At 72.6% G+C, this 22,232-nt stretch carries 22 protein-coding genes; 18 read left to right on the plus strand and 4 right to left on the minus strand.

Translation table 11 applies throughout. From position 1 onward, the window contains the following. Nucleotides 1-179 precede the first annotated feature (179 nt). The 8 genes from yvcK (at nt 180) to ACFW3L_RS11700 (ending at nt 7,293) form a co-directional block, all read left to right on the plus strand. Nucleotides 180-1,157 (plus strand): uridine diphosphate-N-acetylglucosamine-binding protein YvcK, encoded by a 978-nt coding sequence (yvcK, locus tag ACFW3L_RS11665; protein WP_378739141.1) that lies wholly within the window; start codon nt 180-182, stop codon nt 1,155-1,157. 66 nt (nt 1,158-1,223) lie between these two features. After that, nucleotides 1,224-1,640: a DUF488 domain-containing protein gene (locus ACFW3L_RS11670; protein WP_378739143.1), complete on the plus strand. Its 417-nt coding sequence runs from the start codon at nt 1,224-1,226 to the stop codon at nt 1,638-1,640. 199 nt (nt 1,641-1,839) lie between these two features. Further along, nucleotides 1,840-2,820, plus strand: coding sequence for a DNA-binding protein WhiA (whiA, locus tag ACFW3L_RS11675; RefSeq protein WP_330094586.1), 981 nt, complete (start codon nt 1,840-1,842; stop codon nt 2,818-2,820). 328 nt (nt 2,821-3,148) lie between these two features. Continuing rightward, on the plus strand, nt 3,149-4,153 hold the full coding sequence (gap, locus tag ACFW3L_RS11680) for a type I glyceraldehyde-3-phosphate dehydrogenase (protein ID WP_378739146.1): 1,005 nt from the start codon (nt 3,149-3,151) through the stop codon (nt 4,151-4,153). A 122-nt stretch (nt 4,154-4,275) separates the two neighbouring features. Further along, nucleotides 4,276-5,460: a phosphoglycerate kinase gene (locus ACFW3L_RS11685; protein WP_378739148.1), complete on the plus strand. Its 1,185-nt coding sequence runs from the start codon at nt 4,276-4,278 to the stop codon at nt 5,458-5,460. Nucleotides 5,461-5,538: 78 nt separating this feature from the next. Then, nucleotides 5,539-6,318, plus strand: a complete 780-nt coding sequence (tpiA, locus tag ACFW3L_RS11690; protein ID WP_378739150.1) for a triose-phosphate isomerase — start codon at nt 5,539-5,541, stop codon at nt 6,316-6,318. A gap of 288 nt (nt 6,319-6,606) precedes the next feature. Beyond that, nucleotides 6,607-6,843: a preprotein translocase subunit SecG gene (gene secG / locus ACFW3L_RS11695; protein ID WP_352387973.1), complete on the plus strand. Its 237-nt coding sequence runs from the start codon at nt 6,607-6,609 to the stop codon at nt 6,841-6,843. Nucleotides 6,844-6,921: 78 nt separating this feature from the next. After that, nucleotides 6,922-7,293 carry an RNA polymerase-binding protein RbpA gene (locus tag ACFW3L_RS11700; RefSeq protein WP_083926821.1) on the plus strand — a complete coding sequence of 124 codons (372 nt, stop codon included), beginning with the start codon at nt 6,922-6,924 and terminating at the stop codon, nt 7,291-7,293. A 259-nt stretch (nt 7,294-7,552) separates the two neighbouring features. Here the strand turns inward: ACFW3L_RS11700 and ACFW3L_RS11705 are convergent, their stop codons facing one another. Further along, the gene (locus tag ACFW3L_RS11705) at nt 7,553-7,813 is read right to left on the minus strand and encodes a hypothetical protein (protein ID WP_378739152.1); all 261 of its coding nucleotides are present in this window, start codon (nt 7,811-7,813) and stop codon (nt 7,553-7,555) included. A 114-nt stretch (nt 7,814-7,927) separates the two neighbouring features. Here ACFW3L_RS11705 and ACFW3L_RS11710 point away from each other — a divergent pair, with 114 nt between their 5' ends. Then, nucleotides 7,928-8,620 (plus strand): hypothetical protein, encoded by a 693-nt coding sequence (locus ACFW3L_RS11710; protein WP_378739155.1) that lies wholly within the window; start codon nt 7,928-7,930, stop codon nt 8,618-8,620. Here the strand turns inward: ACFW3L_RS11710 and ACFW3L_RS11715 are convergent. Beyond that, the gene (locus ACFW3L_RS11715) at nt 8,617-9,372 is read right to left on the minus strand and encodes an IclR family transcriptional regulator (protein ID WP_378739157.1); all 756 of its coding nucleotides are present in this window, start codon (nt 9,370-9,372) and stop codon (nt 8,617-8,619) included. The genes ACFW3L_RS11710 and ACFW3L_RS11715 overlap by 4 nt on opposite strands. A gap of 119 nt (nt 9,373-9,491) precedes the next feature. Here ACFW3L_RS11715 and hutH point away from each other — a divergent pair, with 119 nt between their 5' ends. The 5 genes from hutH to hutI are packed head-to-tail and all read left to right on the plus strand — an operon-like array spanning nt 9,492 to nt 16,534. After that, the gene (gene hutH, locus ACFW3L_RS11720) at nt 9,492-11,039 is read left to right on the plus strand and encodes a histidine ammonia-lyase (protein WP_378739159.1); all 1,548 of its coding nucleotides are present in this window, start codon (nt 9,492-9,494) and stop codon (nt 11,037-11,039) included. 17 nt (nt 11,040-11,056) lie between these two features. Next, on the plus strand, nt 11,057-12,715 hold the full coding sequence (hutU, locus tag ACFW3L_RS11725; protein WP_378739161.1) for a urocanate hydratase: 1,659 nt from the start codon (nt 11,057-11,059) through the stop codon (nt 12,713-12,715). Then, entirely contained in the window at nt 12,712-13,950 is a 1,239-nt protein-coding gene (locus ACFW3L_RS11730) for an allantoate amidohydrolase (protein ID WP_378739164.1), read from the plus strand. Before hutU ends, ACFW3L_RS11730 begins: the two co-directional genes overlap by 4 nt. Continuing rightward, the gene (locus ACFW3L_RS11735; RefSeq protein WP_378739166.1) at nt 13,947-15,308 is read left to right on the plus strand and encodes a formimidoylglutamate deiminase; all 1,362 of its coding nucleotides are present in this window, start codon (nt 13,947-13,949) and stop codon (nt 15,306-15,308) included. The genes ACFW3L_RS11730 and ACFW3L_RS11735 overlap by 4 nt, the downstream gene beginning before the upstream one ends. Further along, the gene (gene hutI, locus ACFW3L_RS11740; RefSeq protein ID WP_378739168.1) at nt 15,305-16,534 is read left to right on the plus strand and encodes an imidazolonepropionase; all 1,230 of its coding nucleotides are present in this window, start codon (nt 15,305-15,307) and stop codon (nt 16,532-16,534) included. Before ACFW3L_RS11735 ends, hutI begins: the two co-directional genes overlap by 4 nt. Nucleotides 16,535-16,635: 101 nt before the next feature. On the opposite strand, the gene ACFW3L_RS11745 is transcribed toward hutI, so the two are convergent. Next, nucleotides 16,636-17,658, minus strand: coding sequence for a DUF2867 domain-containing protein (locus ACFW3L_RS11745; RefSeq protein ID WP_378739170.1), 1,023 nt, complete (start codon nt 17,656-17,658; stop codon nt 16,636-16,638). A gap of 40 nt (nt 17,659-17,698) precedes the next feature. On the opposite strand from ACFW3L_RS11745, the gene ACFW3L_RS11750 reads away from it, so the two are divergent. Beyond that, a complete protein-coding gene (locus ACFW3L_RS11750) occupies nt 17,699-18,319 on the plus strand; it encodes a TetR/AcrR family transcriptional regulator (protein ID WP_378739172.1) in 621 nt (206 codons plus the stop codon). 56 nt (nt 18,320-18,375) lie between these two features. On the opposite strand, the gene ACFW3L_RS11755 is transcribed toward ACFW3L_RS11750, so the two are convergent. After that, on the minus strand, nt 18,376-19,695 hold the full coding sequence (locus tag ACFW3L_RS11755) for a helix-turn-helix domain-containing protein (protein ID WP_378739174.1): 1,320 nt from the start codon (nt 19,693-19,695) through the stop codon (nt 18,376-18,378). Nucleotides 19,696-19,810: 115 nt separating this feature from the next. Here ACFW3L_RS11755 and ACFW3L_RS11760 point away from each other — a divergent pair, with 115 nt between their 5' ends. Genes ACFW3L_RS11760 through ACFW3L_RS11770 form a run of 3 tightly spaced genes read left to right on the plus strand, consistent with a single transcriptional unit; the run spans nt 19,811 to nt 22,207 of the window. Beyond that, a complete protein-coding gene (locus ACFW3L_RS11760; protein WP_378739176.1) occupies nt 19,811-21,178 on the plus strand; it encodes an MFS transporter in 1,368 nt (455 codons plus the stop codon). Nucleotides 21,179-21,180: 2 nt separating this feature from the next. Further along, the gene (locus ACFW3L_RS11765; protein ID WP_378739178.1) at nt 21,181-21,582 is read left to right on the plus strand and encodes a RidA family protein; all 402 of its coding nucleotides are present in this window, start codon (nt 21,181-21,183) and stop codon (nt 21,580-21,582) included. Continuing rightward, nucleotides 21,575-22,207: an RraA family protein gene (locus tag ACFW3L_RS11770; protein ID WP_378739180.1), complete on the plus strand. Its 633-nt coding sequence runs from the start codon at nt 21,575-21,577 to the stop codon at nt 22,205-22,207. The genes ACFW3L_RS11765 and ACFW3L_RS11770 overlap by 8 nt, the downstream gene beginning before the upstream one ends. Nucleotides 22,208-22,232 lie beyond the last annotated feature (25 nt).

Raw genomic sequence — 22,232 nt, forward strand, 5'->3', positions numbered from 1 at the left:
GGGTGAACCGAATCGCCAATAATGGCGTCTTCCCTTACATTGGCCCGGTCATTGTTGGTGCCGGTCCGCCAAGGGACCGGGACACGGCGGGCCGGGGGCGTGGGTCGGCCGTTCGCTCGCCCCTTCCGGGGCGGGCCGACGCGTCCACCGGACACGGGACGAGGGGGCAGGCCAAAGGCATGTCGAACAGCACCGCTCCGGACGGGGACGACGCCTCACGGCCACCCCGGGTGGTCGCGCTGGGGGGCGGGCACGGCCTGCACGCCTCACTGTCGGCGCTGCGCAGGGTGACCACGGACGTCACCGCGATCGTGACGGTCGCCGACGACGGCGGCTCCAGCGGCCGACTGCGCGAGGAACTGGGCGTGCTGCCGCCCGGTGACCTCAGGATGGCCCTGGCCGCGCTCTGCGGGGACGACGAGTGGGGCCACACCTGGAGCCAGGTGCTCCAGCACCGGTTCCGCTCGGAGGGGGACCTGCACGGTCACGCGGTCGGCAACCTGCTGATCGTCGCCCTGTGGGAACTGCTCGGTGACTCGGTGGCCGGACTGGACTGGGTGGGACAGCTGCTGGGCGCCCACGGCCGGGTCCTGCCGATGTCGTCGGTGCCGTTGGAGATCTCGGCGGAGGTGTCCGGGATCGATCCGGAGAAACCGGAGGCGCTCACCACGGTGCGCGGACAGGTGGCGTGCGCGAGCACCAGCGGCCGCGTACGTTCCATCTCGCTGATCCCCGAGGACCCCCCGGCCAGCCCGCAGGCGGTCAAGGCCGTGCGGGAGGCCGACTGGGTGGTCTTCGGCCCGGGTTCCTGGTTCACGAGCGTGCTGCCGCACCTGCTGGTCCCGGAGCTGGCCCACGCCCTGGTCACCACGCGGGCGAAGCGGCTGGTGGTGTTGAACCTGTCGCCCCAGCAGGGGGAGACCGACGACTTCCGCCCCGAGACCTACCTCGAGGTGCTCCACGAGCACGCGCCCAAGCTGGGGGTGGACGTGGTGCTGGCCGACTCCGGCACGGTGGACGAGGTCGGGCCGCTCCTGTCCGTCACCAACCAGCTCGGCGGGCGGCTCGAACTGGCCGACCTGAGCCGGGGGGACGGGACCCCGCGCCATGACGCGGACAAACTGGCCGCCGCCCTGGAGCACGTCCTGGAGGACTGAACCCGCCTTCCCGGTGTTGGTGCCGGGCTGGGGTGCCCGTGACCAGGGTCGGGGAAGGGTGGGTTCATGGCTGATCACCGCATCCACCTGGAACGCGTCTACGACGAGGTCCGCGCCGAGAAGCACCCCGGGCAGGGGGAGGAACCCCCGCCCGGGCCCCGGTTCCTGGTGGACCGGCTCTGGCCCCGAGGCGTGAGCAAGAGCGCGGTCGACGGGGACGAGTGGGTCAAGGACGCCGCACCCAGTCCCACGCTCCGCACCTGGTTCGGGCACGACCCGAGCCGCTTCGACGAGTTCGCGCGCCGCTACCGGGCCGAACTGGAGCGCCGCCCGGAGGTCCTCGACCCCCTCCTCGAAGCGGCCCGTGAGGGACCCATCACGCTCCTGTACGCGGCCAGGGACACCGAGCACAACCACGCCATCGTGTTGAGGGACCACCTGGAGTCCCTCCTGGACCCCTCCCCGGGGTCGGGGAGCAATTGACCGCACACCGACACGAAGGGCGACACGCCGCCTGTGAGCTGGGCTTGAGGAATCGCGACACGCCGTGCGGGGGTCGGCGTAAAGGCGCGCGTCACGTAGTCTGCACCGAGAAAGCCGCCCAGGGAACAGCCCGTGGCGGCACCCGGTGCCCTGGTGTGCGGTGCCGGTGTTCTGCCAGTTCAAGGGGAGGATCGCGGCGATGGCGATGACCGGCGTGGTGAAGGATGAGCTGAGCCGACTGGCGATCCTCAAGCCATGCTGCCGCAAGGCGGAGGTGTCCACCATCCTGCGGTTCACCGGTGGTCTGCACCTCGTGGGCGGCCGGATCGTGATCGAGGCCGAGCTCGACACGGGCGCGGCCGCGCGGAGGCTGCGCAAGGACATCTCGGAGGTCTTCGGACACGAGTCCGAGGTGGTGGTGCTCTCCCCGAGCGGACTGCGCAAGGGCAACCGGTACGTGGTGCGGGTGATCAAGGACGGCGAGTCCCTGGCCCGCCAGACCGGCCTGGTCGACAACAACGGGCGCCCCGTGCGCGGCCTGCCCCGCCACGTGGTGGCGGGCGGGGCCTGCGACTCCGAGTCCGCCTGGCGCGGTGCCTTCATCGCGCACGGCTCCCTGACGGAACCGGGCCGTTCCATGTCCCTGGAGGTCACCTGCCCCGGCCCGGAGGCCGCGCTGGCCCTGGTCGGTGCGGCCCGGCGCCTGAAGGTGCACGCCAAGGCCCGCGAGGTGCGCGGCGTGGACCGGGTGGTGGTGCGCGACGGCGACTCCATCGGCGCGTTGCTGACCCTGTTGGGAGCCCACCAGAGCGTCCTGGCCTGGGAGGAGCGCCGGATGCGCCGGGAGGTGCGGGCCACCGCGAACCGGCTCGCCAACTTCGACGACGCCAACCTGCGGCGCAGCGCCCGGGCCGCGGTCGCGGCGGGGGCGCGGGTCGAGCGGGCCCTGGAGATCCTGGGGGAGGAAGCCCCCAAGCACCTGGTGGCCGCCGGGCAGCTGCGCCTGGCCCACAAGCAGGCGTCCCTGGAGGAGCTGGGTCAGCTCTCGGTCCCGCCGCTGACCAAGGACGCCATCGCCGGGCGTATCCGCAGGCTGCTGGCGATGGCCGACAAGCGGGCCAGTGACCTGGGCATCGAGGGAACAGAGGCGAACCTCACTCCCGACATGCTCGTGCCCTGACCGCTCTGCGGGCGCGACCGCGCCGGAACACGACCGTGACACCGATGTTCGGCTTTGTTAACTGGGAAAACTCCCGGATAACTTCCGAAAATGGTATAGACCTCTCCGCTTCACGGTGTCAGGATGGTCGCGAATCCGCGAGGGGGCGAGGGGTCGCCGGGCGGGGGTGAGAACGGCTCCCCACCGACACTCCGCTAGGCTCTTTGTGAACACCTGTTACGCGTTCACGCTGTTCAACACGGTCGCGTCGGCCGTACCAGTCCGGCGCTCCGGGAACAGCCACACGCTCGGGTGAAACTGCTGTGCGACATATGAGGAGATTGGTTCCGTGACCATCCGTGTAGGCGTCAACGGCTTCGGTCGGATCGGCCGCAACTTCTGGCGCGCGGTCGCCGCCGGCGGCAGCGACATCGAAATCGTCGCGGTCAACGACCTCACCGACACCAAGACGCTCGCGCACCTGCTCAAGTACGACACGGTGCTGGGCACCCTGGACGGCGACGTCGAGGTCGGTGACGACTTCATCCGCGTCGGCGACAAGACCATCAAGGTCCTCGCCCAGCGCGACCCGGCCCAGCTGCCCTGGGGCGAGCTCAACGTCGACGTCGTTGTCGAGTCCACCGGTATCTTCACCAAGGCCGAGGACGCCCGCAAGCACATCAGCGCCGGCGCCAAGAAGGTCATCATCTCCGCCCCGGCCAAGGGCGAGGACATCACCGTCGTGATGGGCGTCAACGACGACAAGTACGACGCCGCCAACCACGACATCATCTCCAACGCCTCGTGCACCACCAACTGCGTGGCGCCCATGGCGAAGGTCCTCAAGGACGCCTTCGGCATCCAGCAGGGCTTCATGACCACGGTCCACGCGTACACGAACGACCAGGTCATCCTGGACTTCCCGCACAAGGACCTGCGTCGCGCCCGCGCCGCCGCGCAGAACATCATCCCGACCAGCACGGGTGCGGCCAAGGCCACCGCCCTGGTCATCCCCGAGCTCGCGGGCAAGCTGGACGGCATGGCCATGCGCGTCCCCGTGCCGGACGGCTCCGCCACCGACCTGGTCGTCACCGTGGACCGTGAGGTCACCAAGGACGAGGTCAACGCCGCGTTCAAGGCCGCGGCCGAGGGCCCGCTCAAGAACGTCCTGGTCTACACCGAGGACGAGATCGTCTCCTCCGACATCGTCGGCACCTCGCCCTCCTGCACCCTGGACGCCGGGATGACCATGGTCTCCGGCAACCAGGTCAAGATCCTGGGCTGGTACGACAACGAGTGGGGCTACTCCAACCGCCTGGTCGACCTGGCCAAGCTGGTCGGCTCCAACCTGTGACCCACGGGTCCCGACCCGTGGCAGCGCACGCGTGACCCGGCACCCCTTCCGCCTCCGCGCGGTGGGGGTGCCGTCGCGTGCGCGCCCCTCCCAGACTTCGACACCCCAACGAGGAGACCAGTATGCGGACGATCGACGACCTTGACGTCTCCGGCAAGCGCGTGTTCGTCCGGGCCGACCTGAACGTGCCCCTGGACGGTGACCGCATCACCGACGACGGGCGCATCCGCGCGGCCCTGCCGACCATCGAGAAGCTTCGAGAGCGCGGCGCGCGCGTCATCGTCGCCGCCCACCTGGGCCGCCCCAAGGGCGCCCCGGACCCCCGGTACTCCCTGCGCCCCGTCGCCGCCCGCCTCGGTGAGCTGCTCGGCACCGAGGTCGCCTTCGCCGCCGACACCGCCGGTGAGTCCGCCCGCGCCACCTCCGCCGCCCTTGCGGACGGAGAGGTCGCGCTGCTGGAGAACGTGCGTTTCGAGCCCGGCGAGACCAGCAAGGACGAGACCGAGCGCGGCGAGCTCGCGGACCGCTTCGCCCAGCTCGCGGACCTGTACGTGGGTGACGCCTTCGGCGCCGTGCACCGCAGGCACGCCAGTGTCTACGACCTGCCCGGCAAGCTTCCGCACGCCGTCGGTGGCCTGGTGCTGACCGAGGTCGAGGTGCTCAAGCGGCTCACCGAGGACCCCGAGCGCCCCTACGTGGTGGCGCTGGGCGGCTCCAAGGTCTCCGACAAGCTCGCCGTGATCGACAACCTCCTGGGCACCGCCGACCGCCTGTTGATCGGGGGCGGCATGGTGTTCACCTTCCTCAAGGCCAAGGGGTACGAGGTCGGCTCCAGCCTCCTGGAGAACGACCAGCTCGACACGGTGCGCGGGTACCTGGAGCGCGCCGAGCGCGAGGGCGTGGAGATCGTCCTGCCCGTGGACGTCGTCGCCGCCGAGAAGTTCGCCGCCGACGCCCCGCACGCCGCCGTGAACGTCGACGCCATCCCGGCCGACCGGATGGGACTGGACATCGGCCCGAAGAGCCAGGAGCTGTTCGCCGAGAAGCTGGCCGACGCCCGGACCGTGTTCTGGAACGGCCCGATGGGCGTGTTCGAGATGGCCCCCTACGCGGGCGGCACGCGCGCCCTGGCCCAGGCCCTCATCGACTCCGACGCCTTCACCGTCGTCGGCGGCGGTGACTCCGCCGCGGCCGTGCGCTCCCTGGGCTTCGACGAGGCGGCCTTCGGTCACATCTCCACCGGCGGCGGTGCCAGCCTGGAGTACCTGGAGGGCAAGGACCTCCCCGGTATCGACGCTCTGGCCTGAGCGGAGTGTCGACCCGCGCCTCCGCCCGGCGGTGGCGCACACGCAAGCCCTCTCCCACGATTGTGAAGTGAGTCAAGGATGACCAAGCGCCAGCCGCTCATCGCGGGCAACTGGAAGATGAACAACAACCACTTCGAGGCGATCGCGCTCGTCCAGAAGCTGGCCTTCGCCCTGAACGACAAGGACTACGACAACGCGGAGGTCGTCGTCCTGCCGCCGTTCACCGACCTCCGCAGCGTGCAGACGCTGGTGGACGGGGACAAGCTGCGCATCCGCTTCGGCGCGCAGGACATCTCCGCCCACGACAAGGGCGCGTACACCGGCGAGATCTCCGGCGCGATGCTCGCCAAGCTGGAGTGCTCCTACGTCCTGGTGGGCCACTCCGAGCGCCGTGAGTACCACAACGAGGACGACGCCCTGGTGAACGCCAAGGTCAAGGCCGCCTACAAGAACGACATCGTCCCGCTGCTGTGCGTGGGCGAGGGCCTGGAGGTGCGCAAGGCCGGGCAGCAGGTCGAGCACGTCCTGGCCCAGCTGGACGGCGCCCTCAAGGAGATCCCGGCCGAGCAGGCCGAGCGGATCGTCATCGCCTACGAGCCCGTGTGGGCCATCGGCACCGGCGAGGTCGCCACCCCCGAGGACGCCCAGGAAGTGTGCGCGGCGATCCGCGTCCGTCTGGCCGAGCTGTACTCCGCCGAGGTGGCCGACGCCGTCCGCGTGCTGTACGGCGGTTCGGTCAAGGGCGACAACGCTCCCGGCATCATGGCCAAGGAGGACGTCGACGGCGCCCTCGTCGGCGGTGCCTGCCTGAAGGCCGACGAGTTCACCAAGGTGATCCGTTTCGGCGAGAACGGCTGACCAAACGTCTCGCGGACCGGGCCCGTCACTCTCTGACGTCCAGGGGTGACGGCCCGGGTGCCCGACAGGTGCCCCGTTCGGGCTAGACTTCGCTGTGGGGAATTCCCTGCCTTGGGGTTTTCCCGCGCGTGCCTTCACCGGCACGGTAAAATCCGAAAACGTCCCCGGTCTCCTCCTTCCGTGGCCCGCTCCGGACCGACACCTCCTGTCGGCCCTGGTACGGGTGGGAAAAGGGGGATCGAGGTGTCCATTCCCCCCCTGCTGCGGGGTCGAGCTACGGGTGAGCGTGTGATCCTCGGTCTGTCCATCTTCGTGATGCTTCTCAGTGTGCTGTTGGTCCTCCTCGTGCTGATGCACAAGGGCAAGGGCGGTGGCCTGTCCGACATGTTCGGCGGCGGTGTCACGTCCTCGCTCGGCGGCTCCTCCGTGGTCGAGCGCAACCTCGACCGGATGACCATCGGGATCGCGATCACGTGGATCGTGACGATCGTCATCCTCGGTCTGCTCATCAACCGGGGAATGTAGCGCGCCGATCGGCCGCGGCCCCCTCGTCCAAGACAATCTCGCCCGAGTCAGGCAGCGAGTTCGCTGAAGGAGTTTTTCGTGGGTAGTGGCAGCGCCATTCGTGGCAGCCGAGTCGGAGCTGGCCCTATGGGCGAGGCGGAGCGGGGCGAGGCCGCTCCCCGCGTCCGGGTCCCGTTCTACTGTGCGAACCTGCACGAGGTCATTCCCAGCTTCGCCAGCGAGGCCGCCGTTCCCGACGAGTGGGACTGCCCGCGCTGCGGCTTCCCCGCGGGCAAGGACAAGGCCAACCCGCCGTCGCCGCCGCGCACCGAGCCGTACAAGACCCACCTGGCGTACGTGAAGGAGCGGCGCAGCGAGGAGGAGGGCAAGCTCATCCTCGATGAGGCGCTGGCCAAGCTCCGCGCCGACCGCGCCGCGGTCGAGGCCCACATGAGGGCCTCCCAGAACTAGGGCTTCGCAGGGGCCCGCGACCGGTCACCGGACCGGACGCGGGCCCCTGCGCGTGCCCGGCGACACCACGTCGGACATGAGGGATCCAGGTATCTTCTCATTCCCGAGACTGGTGTGGCTGGTGGGAAATACGATGACCGACACACCCCCGAAGCCCCCTTCCTGAGGAGTTGGTGTCGATGTCAGCGTGCCCCACCGGCGGAGACCACGACTGGATTCTCGGTGACGACCGCAAGTTCCAGTGCGCCAAGTGCGGTGCTCAGAGCGCCAGGCGGTTCTGAAGCACCTCCCCGGGCCGCGCGGTGCCCCGGGCCTCGGGTTCGTTCTTGGCCTCCGCCCTCCAGGTCACGGGCCTGCCCAGGCTCTCGGCCACGGTCGTGGCCCAACGCTCCAGGGGTGCGAACCGCTCCGCCCCCTCCTCGTCGAGCATGGTCCGCCCCCGGTAGACGATCCCCTCGATGACCAGGACCTCCCCGTCCACCAGGAGTGCGGTCTCGTACTCTCGCGTGCTGCGCCTCATGTGAAAGGACTGTAGCGCCGGAGAGGTGCGGACATCAGGCGTTCGCCGGGATTGACCGCACATGGCCGGGAAGGAGGGGCACCAAGCACCTCGGAAGCTTGGAAGAATGGAGGTATGGCCTCCCCCGAAGCATCGGACGTCCCCCCTGAGACACGGGGTGTCCCCTCGGACCTGACCCAGCGACCCGCGAGCGTGTCCCATCTGCGCCGCTACGTCAGTCTGCGCGGCCCCAACACGCGCATGTGGATGACGGCGGCCTACTTCTCCGGCGGCCTCACCCTGGGGTTCGTGGTGGTGGTGGGATCCATGCTCTGGCACGTCATGCGTGAGGACACCACGGTCGGCTCCGTCTCCCTGTGGGCGTTCGCGGCGCTGGTCATGTTCTTCATCGGCCCCGGCAGCAACGTCTTCCTCGTGCGGGGGCTGCCCCAGCGCATCACCCGCCAGGGCATCAGCGCCGACAGCGACGGCGTCACCGTGCTCCAGGAACGCAAGTGGTGGTTCCCCGGCGAGGGCACCTTCATCGCCTGGTCCGAGATCCGCCGCATCCGCGAGGTCCACACCGGTGGCCGCAGGATCACGTACTTCATCGAGTTCGCGCTGGACACCCACCGCACCGACCCCGAACTGCCCAGCTGGGCCGAGACCCCGGAGAGCCTGGACCTGGAGGTCGACCCCGAGGCGGCCACGCAGTTCTACGTGCAGGTGCCGCGCGACATCAAGGAGCACATCCTGAAGATGGTGGAGCGCACCGCGCCCCTGCCCTCGGTCGTGGAGCGGACCCCGCCGCTGCGCCAGCGCCGCTAGGACCGGCCGCTGAGTCTGCGCGTGAGTTCACCGGCGGCGTCCCGCACCCGTCCGGCCAGGGCCCGGGGGGTGACCGGACGCGCGACCGGGACGGTCAGGCTGATCGCCGCGGCCGGGCGCCCGTTGTGGTCCGAGGCGGCCGCCGCCACCGAGAGGAACCCCTCGGTGACCTGCCCGCTCTCGATCGACCACCCCTGCTGGCGCTCCTGGGTCAGCAGGTCCCGCAGTTCCCCGGGCGTGGTGGGCCCGCGCCCGGTGCGGTCGGTGAAGGCACCCGTGTCCGGGTAGAGCGCCCGCACCTGGGCGCGGGGGAGCCGGGCCAGCATGGCCCGCCCCGACGCGGTCAGGTGCGCGGGCAGGCGCACGCCCACCCCGGTGATCAGCGTGGGCGCGTGCGGCGGCTGCTCCTTGAGCAGGTACAGCGTGTCCGCGCCATGGAGCACCCCCAGGTGCGCGGTGGCCCCGGTGGTCTCGGTGAGCTGGTGCAACAGCGGACGGGCCAGCCGCTCGATGCCGTCGTGGCGCAGGTAGGCCGAACCGATCTCGAAGGCCGCGACCCCCAGGCCCCACCGCCGCTCCTCGGGCAGGTGGGTCACGAACCCCTCCTCGGCCATCGCCTCCAACAGCTGGTAGACGCTGGAGCGGGGCAGGCCGAGCCCGTTGGCGATGGCCGAGGCCGAGACCGGCCCCGGCCGCGAGGCCAGGAAGCGCAGCAGCCGCAGCGCGCGCGTGGCGGCCGGAACAACACTCATGCCCCCAAGGGTGCCACGACATGCGGCACTACCTCGGACGAGCCCGGGTGTCTGGTATCTCGGACGGTTCCGCCGTGTTGGCTCTTCCGGCGGGGTCGCGGACAGGGTCGAATGGGGGCATGTCCACAGCAGTTCCTTCCGTTGCCGTCGGCGGTGCTCCGCTCACCCCGGCCCAGGTCCTCTCCGTCGCCCGCGAGGGCGCCCACGTCGTCCTCAGCGAGGACACCCGCAAAGCCGTGCGCCACGGCCGTGAGCAGGTCGAGGCGCTCGCCCGGGGCGAGGTGCCCGCCTACGGCGTCAGCACGGGGTTCGGCGCGCTGGCCACCCGGCACATCGCCCCCGACCTGCGCGCCCGCCTCCAGCGCTCCCTCATCCGCTCGCACGCCGCCGGGGCCGGCCCCGAGGTGGAGCGGGAGGTCGTGCGCGCCCTGATGCTGCTGCGCCTGCGCACTCTGGCCTCGGGCAACACCGGGGTCCAGGTCGTCACCGTCGAGACCCTGGCCGCCCTGCTCAACGCCGGGATCACCCCCGTCGTCCACGAGTACGGCAGCCTGGGCTGCTCGGGTGACCTGGCCCCGCTGTCCCACGTCGCCCTGGCCCTCATGGGAGAGGGGCGGGTCCGTGACGCCGCCGGTGAGCTCAGGGACGCCGGGGAGGCCCTGGCCTCGGCGGGAATCACGCCCGTGGAGCTCGGAGCCAAGGAGGGCCTGGCCCTCATCAACGGCACGGACGGCATGCTCGGCATGCTCGCCATCGCCTGCATGGACCTGGAGCGCCTGCTCAAGGTCGCCGACATCACCGCCGCCATGAGCGTCGAGGCGCTGCTCGGCACCGACCGGGTCTTCGCGGAGGAGCTCCAGAGGCTGCGCCCGCACCCGGGTCAGGCCGCCTCCGCCTCGAACCTGCGCGCGATGCTCGCGGACTCACCGATCGTCGCCTCCCACCGGGGGCCGGACTGCAACCGGGTCCAGGACGCCTACTCGCTGCGCTGCGCCCCGCAGGTGGCCGGTGCCGCACGCGACACCCTCACCCACGCCCTGCTCGTGGCCGGGCGCGAGCTGGACAGCGTCATCGACAACCCGGTCGTGCTCGACGACGGCCGCGTGGAGTCCAACGGCAACTTCCACGGTGCGCCGGTCGCCTACGTCCTGGACTTCCTGGCCGTGGCCGTGGCCGACACGGCGTCGATCGCTGAACGCCGCACGGACTGCATGCTCGACGTCGCCCGTTCGCACGGCCTTCCGGCCTTCCTCGCGGACGACCCCGGCGTGGACTCGGGCCACATGATCGCCCAGTACACCCAGGCCGCCATCGTCTCCGAGCTCAAGCGCCTGGCCGTTCCCGCCAGCGTCGACTCCATCCCGAGCTCGGCCATGCAGGAGGACCACGTCTCCATGGGCTGGGCCGCCGCCCGCAAGCTGCGCCGCGCGGTGGACGGACTCACCACCGTGCTGGCCGTCGAGCTGCTGACCGCCGCCCGTGCCCTGGACCTGCGTTCCCCGCTGGAGCCCGGCCCCGCCACCGGAGCGGTCCTGCGCACCGTGCGCGAACGGGTCGACGGTCCCGGCCCCGACCGCTACCTGGCCCCGGAGATCGCCGCCGTGGCCGCCCTGGTCGCGGACGGCTCGGTCGTCGAGGCCGCCGAGACCGTCACCCCGCTCGCCTAGCCCCCAAGGAGACCCCGATGAGCAACCCACGCACCGTCCGCGCGGCCCGCGGCCTCACCCTGTCGGCCAAGGGCTGGCAGCAGGAGGCGGCCCTGCGCATGTTCCACAACAACCTCGACCCCGAGGTGGCCGAGCACCCCGAGGACCTGGTGGTCTACGGCGGCACCGGCAGGGCCGCGCGGGACTGGCGCAGCTTCGACCGCATCACCGCCTCCCTGCGCGACCTGGAGGGCGACGAGACGCTGCTCGTGCAGTCCGGCCGCCCCGTGGGGATCATGCGCACCCACGAGTGGGCGCCGCGCGTGCTGCTGGCCAACAGCAACCTGGTGGGGGACTGGGCCAACTGGCCCGAGTTCCGCCGCCTGGAGGCCGAGGGCCTGACCATGTACGGGCAGATGACCGCCGGTTCGTGGATCTACATCGGCACGCAGGGGATCCTCCAGGGCACCTACGAGACCTTCGCGGCCGTGGCCGCCAAGAAGTTCGGCGGCACCCTGGCCGGAACCATCACGCTGACCGCCGGGCTCGGCGGCATGGGCGGCGCCCAGCCCCTGGCCGTCACCATGAACGACGGCGTGGCGATCGTGGTCGAGTGCGACGGCAGCCGCATCGACCGCCGTATCGAGCACCGCTACCTGGACGTGCGCGCCGACAGCCTGGACGAGGCGCTCGACCTGGCCGTGCGCGCCCGAGACGAACGCCGCCCGCTGTCCATCGGCGTCCTCGGCAACGCCGCCGAGGTCTTCCCCGAACTCCTGTCCCGCGGCGCGCCGATCGACGTCGTCACCGACCAGACCTCGGCCCACGACCCGCTGGCCTACCTGCCGGTGGGCGTCTCCTTCGAGGACTGGAAGGCCCTGGCGGCGGCCAAGCCCGAGGAGTTCACCGTCCGGGCCCGCGAGTCCATGGCCGCGCACGTGGAGGCCATGGTCGGCTTCCTCGACGCGGGCGCGGAGGTCTTCGACTACGGGAACTCCATCCGCGACGAGGCGCGCGAGGGCGGCTTCACCCGCGCCTTCGACTTCCCCGGCTTCGTGCCCGCCTACATCCGTCCCCTGTTCTGCGAGGGCAAGGGCCCGTTCCGCTGGGCCGCGCTGTCCGGCGACCCCGCCGACATCGCCCGCACCGACGACGCCATCCTCGACCTGTTCCCCGACAACGAGCACCTGGCCCGGTGGATCCGCATGGCGCGCGAGCGGGTCGCCTTCCAGGGCCTGCCCGCCCGGATCTGCTGGCTGGGCCAGGGTGAGCGGGCCGCCGCCGGGCAGCGCTTCAACGAGCTGGTGGCCTCCGGGGAGATCACCGCTCCGCTGGCCATCGGTCGTGACCACCTGGACACCGGGTCGGTCGCCTCGCCCTACCGCGAGACCGAGGGCATGAAGGACGGATCGGACGCGATCGCCGACTGGCCGCTGCTCAACGCCCTGGTCAACACCTCCTCCGGTGCCTCCTGGGTGTCCATCCACCACGGCGGCGGGGTCGGCATGGGCCGCTCCATCCACGCCGGTCAGGTGAGTGTCGCGGACGGCACCGAGCTGGCCGCCGCCAAGCTCCAGCGGGTGCTCACCAACGACCCCGCCATGGGCGTCATCCGCCACGTGGACGCCGGTTACGAGGAGGCGGAGCGGGTCGCGGACGCGCACGGCATCCGCGTCCCCATGAAGGAGGGCGAGTGAGCTTCGACCAGCTCTGGGCCGACCTGGCTCCGGTGGGGCGCTCTGCCGACAGCGGCGGCTACCACCGCCACACCTGGGCGGGCGCCGACACCGACGCCCGCGCCTGGTTCACCGAGGCGGCCGCCGCCCGGGACCTGGACGTGCGCACCGACCGCAACGGCAACCTCTGGGCCTGGTGGGGCACGCCCGGTCCGGGCGCCGTGGCCACCGGCTCCCACCTGGACTCCGTGCCCGACGGCGGAGCCTTCGACGGTCCCCTCGGGGTGGCCAGCGCCCTGGCCGCCGTGGACGAGCTGCGCGCCCGCGGGTTCACCCCCGCGCGGCCGCTGGTCCTGGGCGTGTTCGTCGAGGAGGAGGGCGGCCGGTTCGGGGTGCCCTGCCTGGGCAGCCGCCTGAGCACCGGGGAGATCGACCCGGCACGCGCGCGGTCCCTCACCGACGCCTCCGGTGTCACCTGGGAGCGGGCCATGGCGGGGGCGGGGCTGGACCCCGAGGCGATCGGACCCGACCCCGCGCTCCTCTCCTGGCTGGACGTGTTCGTCGAGCTGCACGTGGAGCAGGGGCGTGCCCTGGAGGACACCGACCACGCCGTGGGTGTGGCCAGCGCGATCTGGCCGCACGGCCGGTGGCGGATGGACTTCCGGGGCCGGGCCGACCACGCGGGCACCACCCGCCTGGAGGACCGCGCGGACCCCATGCTCCCGTTCGCCCACACGATCCTGGCCGCCCGCGCCCAGGCCGAGCGGCACGAGGCCCGGGCCACCGTGGCCAAGGGCCTCATCACCCCCAACGGCACCAACGCGATCCCCTCACTGGTCAGTGCCTGGCTGGACGCCCGCGCCGCCGACCGCGCCGCCCTGGAGTCGGTGGTGGAGGGCGTACGGGAGGCCGCCGACCGGGCCGCCCGCGACCACGGGGTCTCGCTCGCGATGACCGCCGAGTCCACCACGCCCCTCGTGGAGTTCTCCCACGACCTCCGCGACCGGCTCGCGGGGATCGTGGGCGGCCGCGCCGCCGAGTCCGCGGGCCCGGTCCCCGTGCTGCCCACCGGGGCCGGGCACGACGCCGGTGTGCTCTCCGCTCACGTGCCCACGGCGATGCTGTACGTGCGCAACCCGACCGGGATCTCCCACTCCCCGCAGGAGTGGGCCCGCCCCGAGGACTCCCACGCCGGGGTCCTCGCCCTGGCGGACGTTCTGGCCGACCTGCTCGCCGTGCCCGGAGGGACGCGGTGACGGGGCCGCGCCGGTACTGGTGCGAGTGGGCGTGGCTCGGCGGCGCGGCACCCGAACCGGGGGTGCTCCTCACCGTGGACGGCGCCGGACGGCTGGCCTCGGTCGTGGCGGGGTCCGCCCCGGACGGCGCCGAACGCCTGCCCGGCCTCACCCTGCCCGGTCTGGCCAACGCCCACTCGCACGCCTTCCACCGGGCGCTGCGCGGCCGCACCCACACGGACGGCGGCTCCTTCTGGACCTGGCGCGAGGTGATGTACCGGGCGGCCGCGCGCCTCGACCCGGACTCCTACCTCCGCCTGGCCCGGGCCGCCTACGCCGAGATGGCCCTGGCCGGGGTCGCCTGTGTGGGCGAGTTCCACTACCTGCACCACGGTCCCGGGGGGCGGCCCTACGCCGACCCCAACGCGATGGGAGAGGCCCTGGTCGAGGCCGCCGCCGACGCCGGGGTACGGATCACGCTGCTGGACGTGTGCTACCTGTCCGGCGGGTTCGCGGAGGACGGCACCCACCTGCCCCTGACCGGTCCGCAGCTGCGCTTCGGTGACGGCACCGCCGACGCCTGGGCCGCGCGGGTCGGCGCCTTCGCCCCCTCGGGGAGGCACGCCCGGGTGGGCGCCGCCGCGCACTCGGTCCGGGCGGTCCCCGCCGCCGACCTGTCCACCGTCGCCGGGTTCGCGGACGCGGGCGGGCTGCCCCTGCACGTCCACGTCTCCGAGCAGCCCGCCGAGAACGCCGCCTGCCTGGCCGCCCACGGAACCACCCCGGTTCGTGTGCTGGCCGATGCGGGGGCGCTCACCGAACGCACCACCCTGGTGCACGCCACCCACCTCACCGACGCCGACGTGCACACCGTCCGTGACCACGGGTCCGCCGTGTGCCTGTGCCCGACCACCGAGCGCGACCTGGCCGACGGTCTGCCGCGCACCGGTGACCTCGTGGCCGCCCCACACCCGATCCCGCTCAGTCTGGGAACCGACCAGCACGCCCAGCTGGATCTGTTCGAGGAGGCCCGTGCCGTGGAGCTGCACGAACGCCTGCGCACGCACCGCCGGGGCACCCTGGGCAGCGGAGAGCTGCTGCGCGCCGCCACCGTCGACGGCCACGCCGGACTCGGCTGGCACGACGCCGGGACCCTGGTCCCCGGCGCCCGCGCCGACCTGGTCAACGTGTCCCTGGACCACGTGCGTCTGGCCGGGGCCGACCCCGCGCGCGCCACCGACGCCGTGGTCTTCGCCGCCACCGCCGCCGACGTGCGGCACGTGATGGTGGACGGGGAGTGGACCGTCCGCGACGGCGTGCACGTCCGCCTGCCCGACACCGCCCGAGAACTCGACGCCGCCATCAAGGAGCTGCTGTGACCCCGACCGGCCCCGACGCCACGCCCGCGACCCCCGGCACGATCCTCGTCGACGCGATCGGCACCCTGGTCACCAACGACCCGGAGGTGGGGGAGGGGCCGCTGGGTGAGATCGGCGACGCCGCCCTCGTGATCGAGGACGGCCGCGTGGCCTGGGCGGGACCGCGCGCGCAGGCGCCCGCCGCCGACGCCCGGGTGGACGCCGCCGGGCGCTGCGTCCTGCCGGGGTTCGTGGACAGCCACTCCCACATCGTGTTCGCGGGGGACCGCAGCCGCGAGTTCGCCGCCCGGATGAGTGGCACCCCGTACTCGGCGGGCGGTATCCGTACCACGGTGGCGGCCACCCGCGCCGCCACGGACGCCGAACTCCTGGCCGGGGCCCGACGGTTCGTCCGCGAGGCGCAGGCCCAGGGCACCACGACCCTGGAGGTCAAGTCCGGATACGGGCTCACCGTGGAGGACGAGCGCCGGTCCCTGGAGGTGGCCGGTCGGGTCACCGACGAGGTCACCTTCCTGGGCGCCCACGTGGTCGCCCCCGAGTACGCTGACGACCCGACCGCCTACGTGGACCTGGTCACCGGTCCCATGCTGGACGCCTGTGCCCCGCACGCCCGCTGGGTGGACGTGTTCTGCGAGCGCGGGGCCTTCGACGAGGAGGCCTCCCGCCGGGTGCTCACCGCGGGGATGGCCCGTGGGCTCCTGCCCCGCGTCCACGGCAACCAGCTGGGTGAGGGGCCCGGGGTCCGCCTGGCGGTGGAGCTGGGGGCCGCCTCCGTCGACCACTGCACCTACCTGTCCGGTGAGGACGTGGACGCCCTCGCGCAGGCCGCCAAGCGTCCCGAGCCCACGGTGGCCACGCTGCTGCCCGGGGTGGACTTCTCCACCCGCCAGCCCTACCCGGACGCCCGTTCCCTCATCGATGCGGGCGCGGTCGTGGCCCTGGCCAGCGACTGCAACCCGGGTTCGTGCTTCACGTCCAGCCTGGCCTTCTGTATCGCGGTGGGCGTGCGGGACATGGGTATGACCCCGGACGAGGCCGTGTGGGCGGCCACCATGGGTGGGGCGCTGGCGCTGCGCCGCGACGACGTCGGACGCCTCTCACCGGGGGCCCGCGCCGACCTCACGCTGCTCGACGCCCCGAACCACCTCTACCTGGCCTACCGTCCCGGTGTGCCCCAGGTGGCGGCGGTCTGGAAGGACGGCGCCCTGGTCTCCGGCCAGCCGTAGCCCACGCACGCCCGCCCGCGAACCGCCCGGTCGTGCCCACGGCCCGGCCGCGCAACGCTCCGGGCACGGGGGAGGTGACGCCCGCACACTGCGGGCCTCCCTCATCCCTCGTGCCCGACGGGCGTCCCGAGGCGGGCGGTCCACGCCCGGTGCGCCAGGCGGTGCGCGGCGCGTCCGAGCATGGCGCGCACCACCAGGGGGTGCAGCGGGCGGACCACCGCCCAGTACAGGCGCCCGCGCCGGTTGTGCAGCCGTACCACCGTGGTGAGGGTGACCGTCTCCCGCCCGTCGTCGGTGTCCACCAGGACGGAGGCGCGGAAGTCCAGGTGCCCGGAGTCGGTGCCCAGGAGTACCTCGCCGGGCCGGGACCGCACGGTGTCGAAGGCCTCGCGGCCGGCGCGTTCGACACCGATCAGCCCCACCAGGGCCTCGCGCAGCAGGAGCAGGCCGAGCACCCACCGGGGCGGGTCGCGGAAGACCGCGTCCGCCCACTCCTGGGGCCCGGCCCCGGTGCCGGGCCGGGCCCGCACCGCGACGGCGTCGAGGGGGCGAACCCCGTCGAGGGCGTCGTGCGCGAGCCGCGCGGCCTCCGGGACGGGGCACGCGGAGGCCACGGGGCGGGTGCGGAGCCGCAGCACGCGGACCCAGGGTGACCAGCGTGCCGGCCGGGGGGAGCGCGCGGACACGGCGCGTTCGGCGTTGTCGAACAGGTCCTCGATCAGGGCGTCGTGCAGCGGGCGCACCGCGAGGGGCCACAGGAGGCGCATGAGGCCGCGCGGTCGGCCCGTGACGGTGTGGCGCAGCAGGGCCCGGTCCTCGCCGAGGGGGCGGACCTCGAACGCGTGGGTGCCGTCGAACCGCGTCGGGGGCCGGAAGGCGAACCGGATCCGGCGACCCGGCTCGTAAGCGCTCACCCGGTAGCGGATGGGGCCGTGGCCGCCGTCGGCGCCGACGCCCAGGGGTCGGTCCAGGCGCATCGGCATCCACGCCGGGCTCGGCCACAGGAGGTCCTCCGCACCTCCCAGCGTGCCGAGGAGACCGGCCACGGCCTCGGCGGGCGCGTGGATCTCACGTTGGTGGGTGTTGTGGACCAGTCCCATGACGACCTCCGTCGTGCCTTCCATACGCCACCGTATGGAAGTCTCCATACGGTACCGTACGGACATGGCCAACGAGAAGACCCGGGGACGCCTCTCCGCGACCGACTGGGCCCGCGCGGCCCTCACCGCGATGGGCGAGGGGGGACTCGCCGCCGTATCCGTCGAACCGATCGCCGCGCGGCTGGGCACCACCAAGGGCAGCTTCTACTGGCACTTCGCCAACCGCGACGCACTGGTCGCGGCGGCGCTGGACCTGTGGGAGCGCGAGCACACCGAGGCCGTGGTCCGCAGGGTCGAGTCCGAGCCGGACGCCCGCGCCCGGCTCCGGCGCCTGTTCACCGACGTCACCCTCGGCGTCGCCCGGACACCGGAGAACCGGATCGAGGTGGCGCTGCTCGCCACCGCCTCGCACCCGCTCGTGGCCGCCACCGTCTCGCGCGTCACCGAACGCCGGATCGCCTACGTGGCGGCCCTCTACGAGGAACTGGGTGCCACACCCGACCGCGCGCGGCAGCGGGCCCTGCTGGCCTTCTCCACCTGGCTCGGCTACACACAGCTCGTCCACGCGACCCCCGAGGCTCTGCCGCACGGCCCGGACGCCGAGGCCTACGTGGAGTTCGTCCTGGACCAGACCGTCACCCCCGAGGGGATCGACGACGGGGGCGGTCCCGCGAACGCTCAGTGAGTCCCCCGACCCCCGCGCCCGACCCCCGCCGGGCGTACCTCGCCGGGAGCCGGTGCTCAGGCTCCCGGCTCCCGGGTTCCCGGGCCCTCGGGGGCGGCGAACAGGACCAGGGCCAGGGCGGCCTCGCGGGGGACGGTCGGATCCAGGCCGGTCGCCTCGCGGAAGGCCTGGAGCCGGTTGACCACCGTGTTGCGGTGGCAGTAGAGCGAGGTCGCCGTCTCCTTGACCGATCCCGTCGCCGCGTAGTGGGACAGCGTCTCCACGAGCCGCGCGCGGTGCTCGGGGTCGAGTCGTTCCATGCCGCGCAGGTGCTCCCGGCCGAAACCGGGCAGCGCCTCACGGATCCGGTCGCGCGCCAGGGCCGACCACGCACGCGACTCCTGGACCAGCTCACCCGGGCGGGCGTAGCGGGCCAGCACCCGGGCGGCCTCCACCGCGGCCGGAACCGACGCCAGGCCGTCCGCCCCGGACACCCGCCCGCCGTTCACCTCCCGGGGGAGGGGCGGCCACCCCGCCCCGCCGCTCTCCCGGACCAGCGCGGTGCCCTCGTCGAACTCCCAGGTGAGGCACGGGTCGTGCTCGCGGTCCCGGACCAGGCGCCGCCAGGCCTCGTCCCTGGGCAGGCCGGTCACGAAGGCCACCTCGAACCGGCCCCGCTCGGGCAGGCCGAGGGTGCCCGCCACCTCGGAGGCCACCTCGGCGGCCCGGTCCCCGGCGTTCAGCAGACGGGAGAGGGCCTGCGCGGTGAGCGCGCGGGAGTCCCGCAGCAGTACGGCCTGTTCCTCCAGGAAGGCCACCTGCACGTCACCGATGTAGCGCTCCACGATGGTGAGGATCTCCTCGGCGTGCTGCACGAGGACGTCCGCCGAGCCCGCCCCTCCGGCGCGCGCCAGTCCGGCCCACAGCACGCGGAAGTCGAGCCGGACCGCCTCCAGCAGCCGTTCGCGCGCGACCCCCTGGCGGGCCCGGCGCCTGCCGAGCCGTACGGGCAGCCCGACCAGGTGGGCGGGGAGCGGCTGGCCCGCGATCTGGCGGATGAGCATGTCGAGGGTGTCGCTCGCGGTCGCGCGCAGGTCGGTGTCGGGCACCGTCCGTTCCCGGTACCCGCCGAGGCCGTCCAACCGCCGCAGGAAGTCGTCCACCAGGGCCTCACGGTCGGCGGCCAGCAGCGCGAGCGTGCGGGCCCAGGCCTCGGCGTCGGCACCGTCGGGCACCGGCTCGTGCTCGGAAACGTTACGCCCCGGCGACATGGCGGAAACACCAGTCTCCGGGGTCGGGCGCGGGGCGGCCTCGGCGTCCGAATCCGCCTCCACCAGGGAGTTCCGGGGGCGTTCGGGGTCCCGGTCGGGTCCGTCCGGTGACATGGCACTGTGCATTCGCACAGGGTAGCGGCGCAGAGCGTGGATGAATGCCGATTGATCCCCACCCACCACACCAGCACCATGAAGGCGAGACAAACGCGCTGTTTCCACAGCTCAAACGGAGACCCTCATGACCGCAAGCCCCAGCACCCCCACCGGTGTCGACCCCTCCTCGGGCCCGGCCCGACTCGAACCGGCGAAGATGCGGAAGATCGCCACCGCCAGCGTCATCGGCACCACCGTCGAGTGGTACGACCTCTTCCTCGTCGGCACCGCCTCCGCCCTCGTCTTCAACCAGGTCTTCTTCCCCGACCTCGACGGCGCCGTCGGCACCATCCTGGCCTTCCTGACCTTCGCGTCGGCCTACGTGGCACGAACCGCGGGCGCGGTCCTGTTCGGGCACTTCGGCGACCGCCTGGGCCGCAAGTCCATGCTGCTCATCTCCCTGATCACCATGGGCGTGGCCACCGTCGCCATCGGCCTGGTCCCCGACTACCGCGCGATCGGCGTCGCGGCCCCGCTCCTGCTGCTCACCCTGAGGCTCATCCAGGGCCTGGCCCTGGGAGGCGAGTGGGGCGGCGCGGTCCTCATGACCGTGGAGCACGCCCCGGTCCAGCGGCGCGGCTGGTACGGCTCGCTGGTGCAGGTCGGCGTGCCCGTCGGCACGCTCCTGGCCAACCTCGCCTTCCTCGGCGTCCTGGCCTCGGTCGACCACGAGGCCTTCCTGAACTGGGGCTGGCGCGTGCCGTTCCTGATGTCCGCGCTGCTCGTGGGCGTGGGCATCTACATCCGCCTGCACATCGAGGAGACCCCCAGCTTCCAGCAGGTCAAGGACCAGGGCGCCAAGGCCAAGCTCCCGTTCGCCCACCTGATGCGCAACTACTGGAAGCAGGTCCTGCTCGGCGGCGTCGCGACCCTGTCGACCGGGTCCACGTTCACGCTCCTGGTCACCTCCGGAGTCAACTACGGGACCACCGAGCTGGGCCACTCCGAGAACCTCATGCTGTGGGCCGTGCTGGTCGCCTGTTCCCTGGCGTTCGTGGCCATCCCCTTCTTCGGCCGCCTCTCCGACAGCCTGGGCCGCAGGCCCGTGATCCTGGCCGGAGTGGCCGCCGAGGCGCTGCTGGCCTTCCCGTTCTTCTGGATGCTCGACTCCGGGTCGGTGCCGCTGCTCTTCGTCGCCTACGCGATGATGATGCTGGCCTTCTCCGCGAACTACGGCCCCATCGCGACCTTCCTCGCCGAACAGTTCGGATCCAAGATCCGCTACTCCGGGCTGTCCGTGGCGTACATGCTCTCCGGCCTCCTGGGCTCCGCCGCCACCCCCGCCGCCACGGTGTGGCTGCTGTCCGTGTCCGGGCAGAGCTCCTCGATCGCCTGGTACATCGTCGCCGCGTCGCTGCTCTCGCTCGGCGCGCTGCTCCTGCTGCGCTCCCTCGCGGGCGGCAGCAGGTTCGACGAGGCCGAGGTGGACGCCGACGTCCGGAAGGCGGTGTGACGATGACCCCCGTCCGTATCGACGCGGTCGACGGCCTCGCCGCACCCGTGGGCGCGTTCTCCCACGCGGTGGTCGCCCACGGCTTCGTGTACACCTCCGGGCAGCTCCCGGTGGACGCCACCGGAAGCGCCCCGGACACCTTCGCGGAACAGCTCACCCGCACCCTCGGCAACCTCCGCACCGTCCTGGAGGCGGCGGGCAGCTCGCTCGACCACGTGGTCAAGGTCAACGGCTACCTCACCGACCCCGACCACCTCGACACCTACAACCGGGTCTACCGCGAGGTGTTCGGGCACACCCTCCCGGCCCGCACCACGGTGTGCGTCTCCCTGTGGGGCGTCGCCCTGGAGATCGACTGCGTGGCGGTCCTCGCGGACCGCGGGGAGGGGGAGCCCCGTGACTGAACCCGGCTCCGACACGCGGACGGCCGCGCTCCTGGCCGCCTTGGCGGACGTCGAGATCCCCACCCTCGGCCACGTGCTGGAGGAGGGGTTCTGCGACTCCGGCATCCGCCGCCTGACCCCGGTGCCCAGGATGGCCGGGGTGGCGCACACCGTCCGCCTGGCCACTCCCGACGCCCTCGCGGTCAACCGTGCCCTGGTCGGCCTCGCCCCGGGCGGGGTCCTGGTGGTCGAGGTGGTCGGCGGGGCGCACGCGCCCGTCGGGGCGGTCACCGTCGCCGCCGTGGTCGCCCGGGCCGGTGCGGGCGTGGTCGTGGACGGTCCCGTCACCGACCACTCCGCCCTGGCGGAGAGCGGACTGCCCGTCTACGCCCGGGGCACCACCTGCCGCACCACCAAGCGCCTGGGCACCGCCCTCGACGGGGTCGGCGCGCCCGTCACCGTGGGCGGCGTCAGGGTGCGCGGCGGGGACGTCGTCCTCGGTGACGAGAACGGGCTGCTGGTCCTGGACCCGCACACGTTCGACCCCGTCCTGGCCGAGGACGCCCGCCGCTCGGACCGGGCCGAACCGGAACTCCTCGCCCGCATCCGCGCCGGGGAACCGCTCGAAGGCCTCCTCGCCCTCTGACCCGCCGGCACCCGCGCCACCGCCC

The sequence above is a fragment of the Nocardiopsis sp. NPDC058789 genome, from assembly GCF_042745575.1.
In the GTDB taxonomy this organism is placed as follows: domain Bacteria; phylum Actinomycetota; class Actinomycetes; order Streptosporangiales; family Streptosporangiaceae; genus Nocardiopsis; species Nocardiopsis eucommiae.

What these genes read in the sequence shown, in the direction of transcription:
- ACFW3L_RS11670 (WP_378739143.1), top strand. Translation starts at nt 1,224, where the DNA reads ATGGCTGATCACCGCATCCACCTGGAACGCGTCTACGACGAGGTCCGC.
- whiA (WP_330094586.1), top strand. Translation starts at nt 1,840, where the DNA reads ATGGCGATGACCGGCGTGGTGAAGGATGAGCTGAGCCGACTGGCGATC.
- ACFW3L_RS11685 (WP_378739148.1), top strand. Translation starts at nt 4,276, where the DNA reads ATGCGGACGATCGACGACCTTGACGTCTCCGGCAAGCGCGTGTTCGTC.
- hutU (WP_378739161.1), top strand. Translation starts at nt 11,057, where the DNA reads ATGAGCAACCCACGCACCGTCCGCGCGGCCCGCGGCCTCACCCTGTCG.
- ACFW3L_RS11745 (WP_378739170.1), bottom strand. Translation starts at nt 17,658, where the DNA reads ATGGAAGGCACGACGGAGGTCGTCATGGGACTGGTCCACAACACCCAC.
- ACFW3L_RS11755 (WP_378739174.1), bottom strand. Translation starts at nt 19,695, where the DNA reads ATGCACAGTGCCATGTCACCGGACGGACCCGACCGGGACCCCGAACGC.
- ACFW3L_RS11750 (WP_378739172.1), top strand. Translation starts at nt 17,699, where the DNA reads ATGGCCAACGAGAAGACCCGGGGACGCCTCTCCGCGACCGACTGGGCC.
- ACFW3L_RS11710 (WP_378739155.1), top strand. Translation starts at nt 7,928, where the DNA reads ATGGCCTCCCCCGAAGCATCGGACGTCCCCCCTGAGACACGGGGTGTC.
- ACFW3L_RS11765 (WP_378739178.1), top strand. Translation starts at nt 21,181, where the DNA reads ATGACCCCCGTCCGTATCGACGCGGTCGACGGCCTCGCCGCACCCGTG.
- ACFW3L_RS11715 (WP_378739157.1), bottom strand. Translation starts at nt 9,372, where the DNA reads ATGAGTGTTGTTCCGGCCGCCACGCGCGCGCTGCGGCTGCTGCGCTTC.
- hutH (WP_378739159.1), top strand. Translation starts at nt 9,492, where the DNA reads ATGTCCACAGCAGTTCCTTCCGTTGCCGTCGGCGGTGCTCCGCTCACC.
- ACFW3L_RS11760 (WP_378739176.1), top strand. Translation starts at nt 19,811, where the DNA reads ATGACCGCAAGCCCCAGCACCCCCACCGGTGTCGACCCCTCCTCGGGC.
- tpiA (WP_378739150.1), top strand. Translation starts at nt 5,539, where the DNA reads ATGACCAAGCGCCAGCCGCTCATCGCGGGCAACTGGAAGATGAACAAC.
- yvcK (WP_378739141.1), top strand. Translation starts at nt 180, where the DNA reads ATGTCGAACAGCACCGCTCCGGACGGGGACGACGCCTCACGGCCACCC.
- ACFW3L_RS11705 (WP_378739152.1), bottom strand. Translation starts at nt 7,813, where the DNA reads ATGAGGCGCAGCACGCGAGAGTACGAGACCGCACTCCTGGTGGACGGG.